Below are 13709 nucleotides of genomic sequence, written 5' to 3' on the forward strand. Positions count from 1 at the left end.
GTTCCCGGCCGCGCCCGGCGGAGGCGAGGCGGCTGCCGTCCGGCGCCCACACCGAGGAGAGCCCCGAGCAGGCCCCGCCGACCGGGTTGGCGAACGCGGTGAAGATCGTGTTCTCCAGGGCGCGGGCGGCCAGGTAGACGGCGGACCGATGCTCGCTGCCGGTGGCGAACGCGCCGGCCACCAGGTAGGCGTCGACTCCGTCGAGTGCGGCGGCCCGGGCGTGTTCCGGGAACGACAGGTCGTAGCAGATCCCGAGACCGAGCCGCCAGCCGTCGACTGTCACCGCGCCCGAGACTGCGCCGGGCCGGAACACCTGCCGTTCGGCGTGCCACAGGTGCTGTTTGACGTACCCCACCCGCAGCCCGTCCCGGTCGGCCACCAGCAGCGCGTTGGCCGGCCCGGCGACCGGCGCGCCGACGATCACCGTGATGACGCGGCCGGCCGCTCGGAGCGGGTCGAGTCGCGGGTCGTCCGGGGTGACCGCCGACGCGGCGGCCACCCCGAGGTCGTAGCCGGACAGGTGCAGCTCCGGCAGCAGGACGACGCGGGCACCCCGACGGGCGGCGGCCCGGGCGACGGCGGCCGCCCGGCGGGAGTTGGTGAGTACGTCACCCGGTTCGGCGCGCGCCTGCGCGACCGCGATCCGCAGCGGGGTTCTCAACCGAGCACCGCGGCGGTTCCGGGCACGGCGTCGCCGCGTTCGACCACGACCCGCCAGGTGCCGGGCGGGACCCGGACCTCGGTGTCCAGACGCCCGTCCGGCGGCGGACCGGTCGCGATCACCCGGGCCCGGTCACCGTCGAGGCGACGGGTCGCCGCGACCACCTCGGTACGGGGCAGCGCCTGACCCAGCCCGTACATCCCCCGATGTTTGACCAGTGGGCGGCCCGCGATCGGTGGGAGATGCTCGGCCGTCACCCGTGCCAGATACATGGTGTGCACCGGTAGCGGCACGATCTGCCGCAGCTCGCACTCGACGGCGACCACCCCGCCGGCCACGTACGGCGTGTGCTCGCCCGGTTCCAGGGTCAGTGCACCGCTGGTGGCCTTGTCGACCTCGGTCACCGAACAGCTGCCCACGAAGTCGGCGAGGGCGGCCTGCGCCTCGCAGCAGAAGGTGACCGCGAACCGGCCGGCCGCCTCGATCAGGGCCTTGCTGGCGGTCCTCGGGCCGAGGATGACGGCCACCCAGACCGGGTCCTTGTTGACGAAGTAGGACCACTCACACGCCATCACGTTCACACCGCGCGGCCCGTCCACCGCGACCAGGCCGACCGTGCCGGTGGACTGCCGCCAGGACGAGTTCACGACGGATCCACCGAGGTGGCCAGGCGGAACCCGATCGGATAGTCCGGGCTCGGGTACGCGCCGTGTCGCCGCCGGACCCGGGCCAGATCGCCGTGCCGGGCGAAGCTGCCGCCTCGGGCCACCCGGTACTCACCGAACAGGGCCACCAGATCGTCGTGGACCACCGTGCCACCCGGATAGGCCCGGTAGTCGTCGGCGGTGAACTCCTCCACGTTGCCAGCCATGTCCAGAGCACCGCACCAGGACCGGCCGCCGGGGAACGCGCCGACCGGGGAGGTGCAGTGCAATCCGGTCTCCCGGGTGTTGGCCCGATCGGGGTCGAACTCGTCGCCCCACGGGAACTCCGCACCCACCGGCCCGGCGGCGGCCCACTCCCACTCGGCTTCCGACGGCAGCCGCCACGGGTGGCCGGTGTGGCCGGTGAGCCAGAACGCGTAGGCGTCGGCGTCCCCGGCCTGGACCCCGGCGACCGGATGATCGGCCTGCTCCCACGGGTAGGCGCCGCTCTGCCAGGTGCTCGGGCGGCCTGGCCGGCCGGTGACCTCGAGGAACCGCAGGTATTCGCAGTTGGTCACCGGGAAACGGCCGATCCAGAACCCGTCGATCCGCACCTCGTGGTCGGGGGACTCCTTGAGAATCCAGTCGCGTTCCACCCCGGCGTGCGCCCAGCGGGCGGTGACCTCGTCGACCCGGTCGGCGGGCAGCCCGATCCGGGCGAGGCCGCCGGGCACCGGGACGACCGCGGGCACCGGGCCGATGCGGGGATCGTCGAACAGTCCGAATACGCCGAGGTCGGTCAGCCGCTGCCGGAACGTCATGCCGGCACCGCCTCTCGGGCGCCGGCCAGCAGATCCGCCACGGCCAGATCGTGCCGGATCACCGGCCCCTCCGCGGTGTTCTCGACGATCAGAATCCGGCCGTCCCAGCCGGCCACGGCGACACGCGACTCGTCGATCGCCACCGCGCACGACACGCCCTGCCGGAACTCGGCCAGCAGCCGCCCCGACCGGAGGGTGGCCGCCGGGTCGGACCAGTCGACGGTCCACGCGTACAGGCCGAAGTCGTAGGAGCCGGCCAGCACCGTGTCATCTCCCAGGATGGCCACGCACTTGACTGATTCGTCCGGGCCGAGCAGGGTCAGACGCTGTTCTCCGGTCACTCGGCCGACCTTCACCGTGTGGTCGCGGGAGGCGCTGGCCACCATGCCGTTCGGGGCGAAGGCCACCGCGTTGACCAGGTTTCCGTGTTCCCACAAGGTCCGGCGCCGGCTCAGCGAACCCACGGCGACGCTACGGTCGGTAGCCGCCGACAGGAACCCGCCCGGCACCGCGGCCAACGATTTCACCGAGCCGCCATGGGATTCGCCGCGGCCTCGTTCGGTCAGGGTCGCCGGGTCCAGCGCGACCAGATGACCGTCGTAGGTTCCGGCGATCAGCCCCTCGCCGGTCAGTGCCAGCGACGGCACCGGCGCGCCCAGCCGGGCCGGTGCCGCGCCGGACGGCGGCCAGGACAGCACCTCACCGCTGTAGGTGCCGGCGAAGACCAGACCGTCACCGGCGGCCAGCGACATGATCGGGCTGTCGGTCAGCCCGACGGCCCGGGCCCGGGACGGATCGTCCAGATCGACGGCCAGCAGGACGCCGGAGTCGCCGCCGACGAAGAGGTGCCCACCGGCCGAGGCGAGGGCGTTCGGACCATGGGTACGGGTATCAGAACTGGACAATGGTGCTCCGCTGTCGAGGTCGAAGAGGTAGGGCGTACCGCCGAAACTCCCGGCGGCGAGGCGGCCGTGGGCCGCGCTGACCGACCGGGGCCAGACGCGGTCCTCGCGGATCGTCGCGAGACGCGCGCCGGTGTTGCTGAAGACGTGCAGCGCCCCGTCGTAACCACCGGCGACGAACCGGGCGCCGTCCTCGGCCCAGGCCACGGTCCGGGCCGCCGACCCGCAGGCCCGGACGCTGAGCACGGTCGCCAGTTCCGGGCCGAGGAGTTCCACGAAACCGTCGTCCCGGGCCACCGCCAGCAGCGATCCGTCGGGTGACCAGGCGCAACCCTCGACCGAGGCGGCGTACCGGCGGGTGACCGGCGGCGCGCCCGAGTCCGGGTCGGTGACCACGACCAGGCCGTCCTCACCGACCGTGGCGATCCGGCCGTCCGCGCTGACCGACACCATCATGCAGTGCGCGGTGTGCCCGCCGATCTCGGTGCGAAATACCCCGGTGCCGGTGTCCCACAGGGTGGCCCGGCCGTCCTCGGACACGCAGACGAGCCGCGTCCCGTCCGGCAGCCAGGCGACCGCGTTCACGTCGTCGGTGTGCCGGGCCAGCACGGTGACCGGGCCGGTGCCGAGCCGCCAGATCACCGCGGTCTTGTCGGCCGAGGCGGTGGCGATCACGTCCGGGTCGGTGGGATGCCAGGCCGCGCCGTTCACCAGCCGCCGGTGCCGCAGCGTCGCCACCGGCACCGGGCGGGCCGGATCGGTGGTGTCCCAGATCCGTGCGGTGCCGTCGTAGGAGCAGGTGGCGAGACGTCGCCCGTCGGGCCGCCAGGTGACAGCGGTGATCGGCGCGGCGTGGCCACCCGGTTCCCCCGGCAGGTCGATCACACGCATACCGCCTCCTTCGGCCGGACGGTCTCGGTCAGCAGGGTCCGGGCCGGCCGGCGGGCCAGCCACTGGTCGCGGACCTTGGCGAACACCTTCGGTGCGCCGACCCGGTACGTGGACAGCAGCCCGCCCCGGCAACCGACCAGCAGGAACGGGGTCCCGGCCGAGTCCCGCACCACCGCGAGGGCTTTCGGATAGTCCGGCAGGTCCTCCATCAGCCCGGCGAAACGGCTGCTCTCGTGCTCGTAGGCGGCCACCTGCATGCCATACGAACCGGCGTAGACCATCCCGTCGCAGACCACCGCGTTCTCCACCGTGTTGGACAGCAGTCGCGACCAACGGCAGACCACCCCCTGACCGATCACGATCTCCTTGAGCCCGCCGTCGCCGACCACGTACAGCCGACCGTCCTGCACCCACGCCCGCTTCGGATACTCGCCCTGTTCGAACCGCCAGGTCTCGGTGCCGTCGACGGCGAGCACCACCAGGATCCCGTTACGGGTGATCAGGGTGACCTCGCCGGACGGCAGGTAGACGCCGGCCCAGATCGGCAGGCCGTCGACGGCGTACCGGCGGATCTCCTGCCCGTCCGTGGCCGACACCTCGATCGCGCCGGCGTTCGTGGCGACCAGAACACGCTCGCCGTCCGGGCTGACCACCACCGTGTGCGGCAGCGCCGGCAGCCCGGAACTCCAGCGCATCCGGCCGGTCGCGTCCAAGCGGAACACCCGATGGTCACGGGTGATCCCGGCGACCCCGCCGGACAGCACCGCGATCCGGCGGGTGAAACCGAACCCGGTCTCGTGTTCGGCCTCGACCGCCAGCAGGGGCCCGACGGTGTCCTCGACGACCCGGGCCACCGCCACTCCGGTGTCCGTCGCCAGGAAGACCCGCTCCCCGTCCGCCGACTGCACGTCCCAGATCGCCTGACGAGCGAAACCCATCGACCGTTTCGGTACGCCGTCCGGGTCCAGCGCGGTGACCTCGCCGTCCTGGCAGAGCACGTACACCGTGCCGTCCTCCGCCACGGTGCAGTCGGTCAGCTGGTGCGAGAAGCCGGTGATCGTACGGTCGATGCGCAGTTCCGGGCCGGAGTTGTCGAAGATGTGCAGCTCACCGTCGAAACCGCCGGAGTACGCCCGGGAGTGGTCTTTGGTGAACGTCACGAACTCGACGTCGTCCCGGGCGAACAGCAACTCGTCCAGCTTCTCGCCGTCCGGCGACACGATCACGACACCGTTTGCCACGTCCGCGGTGGCGCCCGCACCGAAGTCCTGGGTGGCCCAGAACCGGTCGTGCCGGGCGTCGTAGCGAACCCGGTGGATGTTGCCGTCGTCGAGTTTCACCGCCCGCGGGAACTCGCCGGTCGCGAACGACCCGAACCGCAGGTTGCCCTTCTTGTCGGAGACGGCGTGCCGGTCCGGGTGCTCGGTACAGGCCCACTCCATCGGGCTGGTGCCGCAGATGTTCGGCCGCACCTCGGCCACCTCGAACGTGTGCAGGTCCACCACCAGCATCTGCCGGTGATAGCCGCTGGACACGTGGACACGCCCGTTCCAGATGCCGATGCCGCGCGAACTGACCGGGGACGGTTCCTCGCCGGGCAGCAGGCCGGACGGATCGCAGACGGTGGCCGGGTCGAGCCGGCCGGCCAGTTCCAGGGTGTCCAGCCGCCAGCGCAGGATCGCACCCATCCGGTCCTTGCCGATCACCCAGCCGTCCGCGACCGCCAGCCCGTAGACCGGGCGGCCCTGCCGGACGAACGGCGACGACCGGCGCACCGTCAGGTCATCCGCGTCGAGCAGGTGGATCCGGCCGTAGATGTCCGAGGCGAGCAGACCGTGGCCGGGAACGTGCAGGATCCGGATGAGCCGGTCGGTGACGATCACTTGTTGCCCTCGACGCCCTCGCGACTCGGGCCGTCGTCGTCCTCGTCGTTCTCGTCGTCGTCATCGTCGTCGTCGTTCTCGTCGTCGTCATCGTCGCTGGAGCTACCGCCGTTGCTCGCGCCGCCGTTGCTCGCGCCGTTGCCACCACCACTGGATCCGTTGACGATCGAGGTGACCTCGCCGGTCAGCGCATCCACCGTCGCCGTCCGCACCCGATCTCCCCGGACGAAACTGATCACGTAGACCATCCGCCCGGCCGCCTGCACCACCTGCATCCCGGACACCCGGCCCCCGCCGGCCGCCCGCAACGCCGCATCGGTCGCCTGCGCCGACGTGAGCATCGCCGCCGGCGCGCAGTCCGCGGCGGTCGTCCCGTTCGCCGCTCCGGTGCCGTTGTCCCCGGCCATCGCCACACCGGTCCCGGCAAGAAGCACACCCGCCGTCACCGTCGCCAGAACTGCCTTGCGCATACCGACCTCCGAAGTCTGGGTTCTGTGTCGGCAGCTACGCGCGCCGCACCGCCCCAGGCCGGGTCTCTGGCCGAACCCTGGCACAAGGCGCGCCGACTCCTGTCCAGCAGCCCTCAATGGACCCCGAACGCCGACGATCCCGGGCATTTGGATGCCCGGGATCGGAAGGAAGGTGACGCGGTGGGTCAGGCAGTGCGGTTGAAGAGGTGCCGAGACCAGAGGTAGCCGCCGAGTGCGATGGCCGCGCACCAGGCCAGGGCGATCCACGGGGTGGTGCCGAGCGGGGCGCCCAGCAGCAGGCCCCGGAAGGTTTCGATGATCGGGGTGAACGGCTGGTATTCGGCGAACCAGCGGATTCCGGCGGGCATCGAGTCGGTGGGGACGAAGCCGCTGCCGAGGAACGGCAGCAGGATCAGGGGCATCGGCGCGTTGCTGGCGGTCTCGACGGTTTTGCTGGCCAGGCCGAGGGCTACGCACAGCCAGACGAAGGCGAACGTCATGGCGGTCAGGAAACCGGCGAACCCGAGCCATTCCAGCGGGCCGGCGGTGGGGCGGAAGCCGACCAACAGGGCCGCGCCGATGACGACAGTGACCGCGAGCGCCGCCTGGATCAGACTGCCGAGGACGTGGCCGGTCAGCACCGACACCCGGGCTATGTGCATGGTGCGGAACCGGGCGATGACACCTTCGGTCATGTCCATGGCGACCGAGATGGCGGTGCCCTGCACGGTGGCCATCACGGTCATCAGGATGATCGCCGGGGTGACGTAGTCGGCGTAGGCGTCCCGGCCGCCGCCGATCCCGGCGCCCAGGGTGCCGCCGAGCACGTAGACGAAGAGCAGCAGGAAGACGACGGGCATCGCGATCAGCGTGATCGTCATCGACGGGTAGCGGATCATCCGTTTGAGGTTGCGGCGCAGCATGGTCACCGAGTCGCGCAGCGGATGCAGCCGGGGTACGGCCGGGGCGAAGGTGGTCATCGGGCGGTCTCCTGTCCGGTGAACGAGCGGCCGCCGGTGAGGGCGAGGAACACGTCGTCGAGGTCGGGGGTGTGCACGGACAGTTCCTCGACCTCGACGGATCGGGCGTCGAGACGGCCGATCAGGGTCTTGAGCGCGGTCAGGCTCCCGTCGCTGGGCACCCGCAGGGCGAGGGTGTCGTTCTCCCGGGCGGCGTCGCCGAGCACGGCCAGGGCCGCGCCGAGCTGCTGTTCGCCGGTGAAGCCGAGGCGGATGTGGCCGCCGGGGATGCGGCGTTTGAGTTCGGCGGCGGTGCCTTCGGCGACGATCCGGCCGCTGTCCAGCACGGCGATCCGGTCGGCGAGTTCGTCGGCCTCCTCCAGGTACTGGGTGGTGAGGAAGACGGTGACGCCGGTGGCGACCAGGTCGCGGACGATCTGCCACATGTCGCGGCGGCTGCGGGGGTCGAGCCCGGTGGTCGGCTCGTCCAGGAAGATCACTCGTGGGCTGCCGACCAGGGTCATCGCCAGGTCGAGCCGGCGCGTCATACCGCCGGAGTAGGTGGACACCGGCTTGCCCGCCGCCTCGGTCAGGTCGAATTGTTCCAGCAGCCGAGCGACACGCCGCCGCCCGTCGGCACGGGTGAGCTGGTTGAGGTCGGCCATCAGGCGCATGTTCTCGGCGCCGGTGAGCAGTTTGTCGACGGCGGAGAACTGGCCGGTGACCCCGATCGCGGCCCGGACCGCACCGGCTTCCCGGGCGACGTCGTGCCCGGCGACCCGGATGTCACCGGCGTCGGCGCCGATCAGCGTGGACAGGATCTTGACGACGGTGGTCTTGCCGGCGCCGTTGGCACCGAGCAGGGAGAACACGGTTCCCGGCGGTACGTGCAGGTCGATGCCGTCGAGGACGGTGTGTGCACCGAAGGATTTACGCAGGCCGGTCACCGAGATCGCGGGAGTCATGGGACGCCTTCCTGAGCCGAGGGTGTCAGCGGGAACGGTGGATGAGGATGTCGCCGAAGGAGGTGCGGCCCCGGACCTCGACGGTCTCGTCGGCCTCGTCGGGGCTCAGCGCGTTGGTGAGCTCGTTGCGGACCTTGCCGAAGCTGGTGTCGACCTCGAGCCAGGCCGCGGTGCCCTCGGCGATGCCGACCTCCAGGTCGCCCATCGAGGTGCCGAGCAGCACCGAACCGCGGGCCACCTCGCCGAGGCGGACGTTGCCGTTGGAGGTCTTCGCGTCGACTCCGGCACCGGCCCGGTCGATGCGGATGTCGCCGTTGGCCGAGCGGACCCGTACGTCGCCGGTGATGGTGTCGATCTGGATTTCGCCGTTGGAGCTCTTGAGTACAGCCGTCCCGGTGATCTCACCGACCTGGATCCGGCCGGAACCGCTGGAGAGGTCCGCGGTTCCGATGACGCTGCCGGCGGTGAGGTTGCCGGCGGAGGTGCTGAGGGTCAGCGAGCCGGTGTCTTCGACCCGGATGTGCCCGGCGGACGTCTTGATCCGGCAGCCGCCGAGCCGGCCGGCGCCGATGACCTCTCCCGCCTGCACTTCGGCGTTGATGTGGGAGCCGCTGGGCAGTTCCACGGTCACCTCGACCGAGCGGGACTTGCGGGAGAAGTCGAAGGTGCGTTTCGGGCCGATGATCCGCAGTGCGCCGTCGGTGTAGTCGACGCGGATCTGGTTCACGGCCTCCACGTCGGATTCGTTGGCGGCGTTGCTCGGTTTGACCTCGACGACGGTGTCGGTGCGGTCGGTCGCGGTGATCCACACGTCACCGGCCGGCAGTTCGATGGTGACGTTGATCGATGCGGGCGTGGCGAAAACAGGCATGGTGGTCCCCTCGTGACGGGTCGGTCGGGAGTTTTAGCTGGTCAGCGAACCCAGCCGGTGAACGACTTGGTGCCGCCGCCGCCGGACGGTTCGGGACGCGGGTTGCGGGCCGGCTGCGGCAAGGCGCCGGCGGCGGCCCGGACGAGCCAGGCGTTGACCGAGCGGCCCTCCTTGGCGGCGGCCTCCTCGACGGCGGCCTTGAGCTGCTCGGGCAGGCGCACGTTGATCCGGGCGGACGGCCCGTCCTCGCCGATCAGCGGGTCGCTCTCCGGAGCCGGGGCGGGTGCGGCCGGTGCCGCCGGAGCGGGTGCCGGGGTGACGACGAACTCCGGGTCGCGGCCGCGGAGACGAATCTCGACGGAGCCCGGAGCCAGATCGCGGGTGATCTCGTCGGCAGCCGCCGACAGCGTCTCCAGCAGTGTCATCCGGATCGCCGACTCCAGCGACCCGGTCAGGCGCTCGACCAGCGCACGCGCTTCGTCGCCACCGGACTCGGCGAGGGTGGCGAACTCCCGCCCGAGGTTGCTCACGTACGTGGTCAAGTCCATGACGCCATAGTGGCACACCCGTGGCACCACCACAAGACTTCTTGGCTCAGCGTGGTGCCAACTTGGCACCATGCTGGCATCAGTGGCCCAGCGCGACCTTCAGCAGAGCGACCACCGCGAGTAGTCGTTGACCAGGGTGCGCTCGGCGTCGAGCAGGTCGAGGAGGTCCAGCAGCTCGGCGGCCCGGCCGGCCGCGGTGGCCCGGTCCAGGCCGCGCAACCGGGCCAGGTGGACCAGCAGCTCACGGCCGGTCAGCCGGTCCGGCAGCGCGAGACCGTCGGGCAGCACGCCGATCCGGGAGCGGGCCTCGACCGGGTCGGCCCAGACGTCGGCGCCGAAGACGCGGGCCTGACCGGCGTCGGGGCGCAGCAGGCCGACGGCCATCGACAGGGCGGTGGTCTTGCCGGCGCCGTTCGGGCCGACCAGACCGTAGAAGGAACCGGCCGGCACGGTGAGGGTCACGTCGTGCACGGCGGTTTTCGGGCCGAATCGTTTGACGAGTCCCGCCAGTTCCAGTGCGGTTGCCCGCCGGTCCGATGTGGGCAAGGTCGGCTCCGTCCCGGGAGGAGGTTGGGGACCGAGCGTAAGTGCTGGCCCCGCCCTGTGGTCCACCCCTAAACATCGGTGGGGTGTGATCGCCTGAACAGGCGCTAACCTTGCTCCGTGCCACGATCATCGTTGACCGCCGTTGTCCGCCCGGCCGCCGCGGCTGATGTGAGCAGGATCGCCACGATCTGTTCCACGGCCTATCGCGACGCCTACCGGGATCTGCTGCCGCCGGGTTACATCGAGCGCAGTGTCACCGAGTTCTACAACGAGCCGCGGGTCGCCGCGGAGATCACGGCGGCGCCGCCGGAGTGGTTCGGCTATCAGGTCGCCGAGCGGGACGGCCGGGTTCTCGGCGCGGCCGGCGGCGGGATGACCGGCCGGATCACCGGCGAGCTGTCGCTGGTCTACCTGGAGGCGGCCGAGCGGGGCCGTGGCCTGGGCACTCTGTTGCTGGACCGGGTGACCGAGCAGATCCGGGACGCCGGCGGGACCGAGGTGTGGGTGTCGGTCTTCCTCGGCGACCAGAACGGGATCGGTTTCTACCGGGCCCGCGGGTTCGAGCCGGTGGAGACGGTCCGGGCCGCCCTGTCCCGGGTCGACGACCACATCCGCAGCCTCCGGATGCGCTGCACGCTGTAAGCCTCAGCTGAGCTTGGATCCGCTGATCGTGGGGTCACCGGACCCGAGGTAGAAGATGCCGGGCAGGCCGTCGGACTCGAAGCCCGCGCTGACGTTGCGGCGCAGGGTGGAACCACGGATGGTCAGGCGTCCGGTGCGGTCGTTGCTGACGAAGAACACCGCACCACCACCCTCGGCCGCCCGGTTCCCCTCGATCAGGGTGCCGTTCAGCGTCAGCCGGTAGGTGTCGCCGTCCTGGTAGATCGCGCCGCCGCTGCCCCCGCCCGGAGTGCCGTCGCGGGCCGGGTTGGCGCCGGTGCCGACGGCCCGGTTGCCGGAGAAGTGGCTGTTCAGCACGGTCCAGGAGACGCCGATGCTGCTGAGCGCGCCTCCGTTGGAGCAGACCCCACCGGTGAAGGTGCTGCCCACCACGTAGACGGGCTGGTTCGCGCCCTGGAGCCGGACCCGGATCGCGCCGCCGCCGATGTCGGGGCCGGTCCGGTGGCACTTGTTCCCGGTGAACCGTGAGTTGATGACTTTGAGGCCGCCGCCTCGGACGAAGATCGCCCCGCCGCCACCGTCCTCGTCGGTCGGGTCGGTGGCGTTGCCGCGGCTGAACGCCAGGTTCTGCACGGTCAGCCGGGGTGTGGCCTTGTCGTGGCAGTCGCCGCTCGCGGGGCTGACACCCAGGGTGGTGTCGCAGGCGTCCAGGTGGAGGATGCGGCGCTTGCCGCCGCCACTGAGAGTGACCCGATTACCGCCGTCCAGGACCACTCGGGAGACCTGGTTACGCACCTTCGCGGTGGCGGTCATGGCGATCGTGACCGGTTCCGGGCCGCAGTCGAAGGTGATCACCCCACCGGCCGATACCGCCTTGACCACTGCCGCCGAGGTGCAGCTCGCGGCAGTGCCGTTGCCGATCGTACGATCCGGGTCGCTCGTGCCGACCGGCCTGGCCGCTGCCGGAACAACCGCCCGGCCCGACGCATTGCCGGGTTTCGGCAGGCTCTTGACCGTCGCCTTCTTCACAGACGGTGACGGCAAGGCCGACGCCGAAACAGACGGCGAAGAAGGCGGGGAAGAAGGCGGTGGAAGAGACGGGAAGGCAGGCGGAGAAGCGGACGGGGAAACAGGCGGAGCGGCTGGCGACTGGCAGGCGGCGAGGGTGGCGACGATGAGCACGGCCGGAGCGATCCGTCGAATTCGCACCGGCCGATGTTACGGCCGGGAGGCGGTTCGCACCGCCCCTCCGGCCGGATCTCAGCCGGCGAGCGCGGTCCGGTAGGCCGCCGCACCGATCAGTTCGAGCGACACCTGCAGGCGTTCCAGGCTGATGTTCTTGGCGATGGTGTCCTCGGGGCTGTGGTAGGGCGGTTCCAGCAGGGCCGGGGACGCCTCACCGCGCCAGGAGAAGTTCGCCGACGCGATCCCCACCTCCTGGAAGGACTGGTGGTCGCTGGAGCCGCGCAGGGTGACCGGCGAGATCCGGGGCGCGTAGCCGAGCCGGTCGGCGGCGGCCGCGACCTCGTCGGTGGCCCGGTTGGCCAGGCCGGTGTGGGAGAGCAACCAGTACCGGACGGCCGGGTCCCAGCTGGTGGCGACCATGTCGTTCTGGTAGACGGCGAGGATCCGGTCGCGTTCGGCTTGCGGCAGCTGGGCCACGTAGTAGCGGGAGCCGATCAGGCCCTGCTCCTCCGATCCCCAGAGGGCGAACCGCAGGGTCGCCGCGGTCGGCAGCCGGCGCAGCACGCGGGCGATCTCCAGGGTGAGCACGGTGCCGGAGCCGTCGTCGTTGGCACCGGGCGCCCCGATGACCGTGTCGTAGTGGGCGCTCACCATCACCACCGGGCCGCCGGTCTCCCGGCGGCGGCGCTCAGCGAGGACGTTGTGCGAGGTCAGGCCCCGGTGCGCGGCCGTCGAGACGGTCAGTTTGAGGGGTCCGGTGGCGAGCAGGGCGCGCAGCCGGTGCTTCTGCGCCTGGGCGACGCCGACCACCGGAACGGCCACCGGGGTCGTCGCGAAGCCGGGCAGTTGCGGACTGAACGCCGAGGCCCGGCGGGGCTCGACCAGGTCGGCCGGCAGGAAGACCACCGCTGCCGCGCCGCGGGCGACCGCGGTGGCGACCAGGGTCTCCCGGGTGGCGACGGCGTAGTCGATCAGCAGGATCTTGCCGGTCACGTCCTCCGGGTAGTCGGCGGTACCACCGGCGCCGGCGTCCAGCACGTCGCCGCGGACCCGGGTGTCCAGGGCGGCGTGCGGAGAGGCCCCGACCTGCCAGTTCAGGTCGTCGGGCAGGCCACGGGGCGCGTCGAGCTGGGCGAGGAACTTGTCGGCCACCGGGAACGGCTGGAGGGTCACGTCGTACCCGAGCCGGTCGAGGACCCCGGAGACGTAGTCGGCGGCTCTCTTCTCCGAGCGGGTGCCGCCGATGCGGGGGCCGATGCCCTGGGAGAGCACCTTCAGGTCCTTGACGGCGCGTTCGGCCGACACGTTGTCGACGACGTGCAGATCACTCGCGGTCAGGGTGGGTGGGCGTACCGCGCCGGGACGCTGGTCCCCGGCGGCCCAGGCGGGTGCGGGCAGCGCGACGGTGGCCGCACCCCCGAGCGCAATCGTGATCATCCGGCGGCGCGACACTGCAGACTTCTCGGCATCGGTGTCCAAGATTTCCCCCTCGCTGAAGAGATCGCCGATCCCGGTGGGGATGACGACCCAAGTCGAAGAAAGACTATTGTCGATATAGGGATCGGGCAATGAGCCGGAAGCCGTGATCAGGGTCGCAGAACCACCCGTTCGGAGGAACCGACCCGACCGGGCGATCAGGCCGAGCAGCGGGGGAACCCCCGTCGCCCGATAGAGGTGTTGACCCCATGTCGGCGTCCGTCGATCCTTTGCCGCGTCGTGCCAGCCATTGACGGAGGAGGACG

Annotated in this window: 12 protein-coding genes and 2 pseudogenes; 1 reads left to right on the forward strand and 13 read right to left on the reverse strand. The window is 71.3% G+C overall.

Annotation, left to right across the window (positions count from 1 at the left end; genetic code table 11):
- Positions 1-13: 13 nt before the first annotated feature.
- The 11 genes and pseudogenes from BLU81_RS50820 to BLU81_RS22000 form a co-directional block, all read right to left on the reverse strand.
- Positions 14-661, reverse strand: a pseudogene (locus BLU81_RS50820) (carbon-nitrogen hydrolase family protein); the annotation flags it as partial.
- Entirely contained in the window at positions 658-1308 is a 651-nt protein-coding gene (locus BLU81_RS21955) for a flavin reductase family protein (protein WP_092546389.1), read from the reverse strand. The gene BLU81_RS21955 and the pseudogene BLU81_RS50820, both read right to left, overlap by 4 nt.
- Entirely contained in the window at positions 1305-2126 is an 822-nt protein-coding gene (locus BLU81_RS21960) for a formylglycine-generating enzyme family protein (RefSeq protein WP_092546390.1), read from the reverse strand. Before BLU81_RS21960 ends, BLU81_RS21955 begins: the two co-directional genes overlap by 4 nt.
- Positions 2123-3919: a WD40 repeat domain-containing protein gene (locus BLU81_RS21965; protein WP_092546391.1), complete on the reverse strand. Its 1797-nt coding sequence runs from the start codon at positions 3917-3919 to the stop codon at positions 2123-2125. The genes BLU81_RS21960 and BLU81_RS21965 overlap by 4 nt, the downstream gene beginning before the upstream one ends.
- Positions 3910-5802 carry a WD40 repeat domain-containing protein gene (locus BLU81_RS21970; RefSeq protein ID WP_092546392.1) on the reverse strand — a complete coding sequence of 631 codons (1893 nt, stop codon included), beginning with the start codon at positions 5800-5802 and terminating at the stop codon, positions 3910-3912. The genes BLU81_RS21965 and BLU81_RS21970 overlap by 10 nt, the downstream gene beginning before the upstream one ends.
- A complete protein-coding gene (locus tag BLU81_RS21975; RefSeq protein ID WP_092546393.1) occupies positions 5799-6272 on the reverse strand; it encodes a PepSY domain-containing protein in 474 nt (157 codons plus the stop codon). Before BLU81_RS21975 ends, BLU81_RS21970 begins: the two co-directional genes overlap by 4 nt.
- A gap of 185 nt (positions 6273-6457) precedes the next feature.
- The gene (locus tag BLU81_RS21980; RefSeq protein ID WP_092546394.1) at positions 6458-7252 is read right to left on the reverse strand and encodes an ABC transporter permease; all 795 of its coding nucleotides are present in this window, start codon (positions 7250-7252) and stop codon (positions 6458-6460) included.
- Positions 7249-8196, reverse strand: a complete 948-nt coding sequence (locus BLU81_RS21985; RefSeq protein ID WP_092546395.1) for an ATP-binding cassette domain-containing protein — start codon at positions 8194-8196, stop codon at positions 7249-7251. The genes BLU81_RS21980 and BLU81_RS21985 overlap by 4 nt, the downstream gene beginning before the upstream one ends.
- A gap of 25 nt (positions 8197-8221) precedes the next feature.
- Positions 8222-9067 carry a DUF4097 family beta strand repeat-containing protein gene (locus BLU81_RS21990; protein WP_092546396.1) on the reverse strand — a complete coding sequence of 282 codons (846 nt, stop codon included), beginning with the start codon at positions 9065-9067 and terminating at the stop codon, positions 8222-8224.
- A gap of 41 nt (positions 9068-9108) precedes the next feature.
- Positions 9109-9615 (reverse strand): YlcI/YnfO family protein, encoded by a 507-nt coding sequence (locus BLU81_RS21995; protein ID WP_092546397.1) that lies wholly within the window; start codon positions 9613-9615, stop codon positions 9109-9111.
- 117 nt (positions 9616-9732) lie between these two features.
- Positions 9733-10161, reverse strand: a pseudogene (locus BLU81_RS22000) (ATP-binding cassette domain-containing protein); the annotation flags it as partial.
- Positions 10162-10293: 132 nt separating this feature from the next.
- On the opposite strand from BLU81_RS22000, the gene BLU81_RS22005 reads away from it, so the two are divergent.
- On the forward strand, positions 10294-10803 hold the full coding sequence (locus BLU81_RS22005; RefSeq protein ID WP_157751727.1) for a GNAT family N-acetyltransferase: 510 nt from the start codon (positions 10294-10296) through the stop codon (positions 10801-10803).
- A gap of 3 nt (positions 10804-10806) precedes the next feature.
- On the opposite strand, the gene BLU81_RS22010 is transcribed toward BLU81_RS22005, so the two are convergent.
- Entirely contained in the window at positions 10807-11811 is a 1005-nt protein-coding gene (locus tag BLU81_RS22010; protein WP_307833808.1) for a hypothetical protein, read from the reverse strand.
- A 231-nt stretch (positions 11812-12042) separates the two neighbouring features.
- Positions 12043-13404: a M20/M25/M40 family metallo-hydrolase gene (locus BLU81_RS22015; protein ID WP_092546400.1), complete on the reverse strand. Its 1362-nt coding sequence runs from the start codon at positions 13402-13404 to the stop codon at positions 12043-12045.
- Between the last annotated feature and the right edge of the window lie 305 nt (positions 13405-13709).

It is taken from the genome of Actinoplanes derwentensis (assembly GCF_900104725.1).
Lineage (GTDB): Bacteria > Actinomycetota > Actinomycetes > Mycobacteriales > Micromonosporaceae > Actinoplanes > Actinoplanes derwentensis.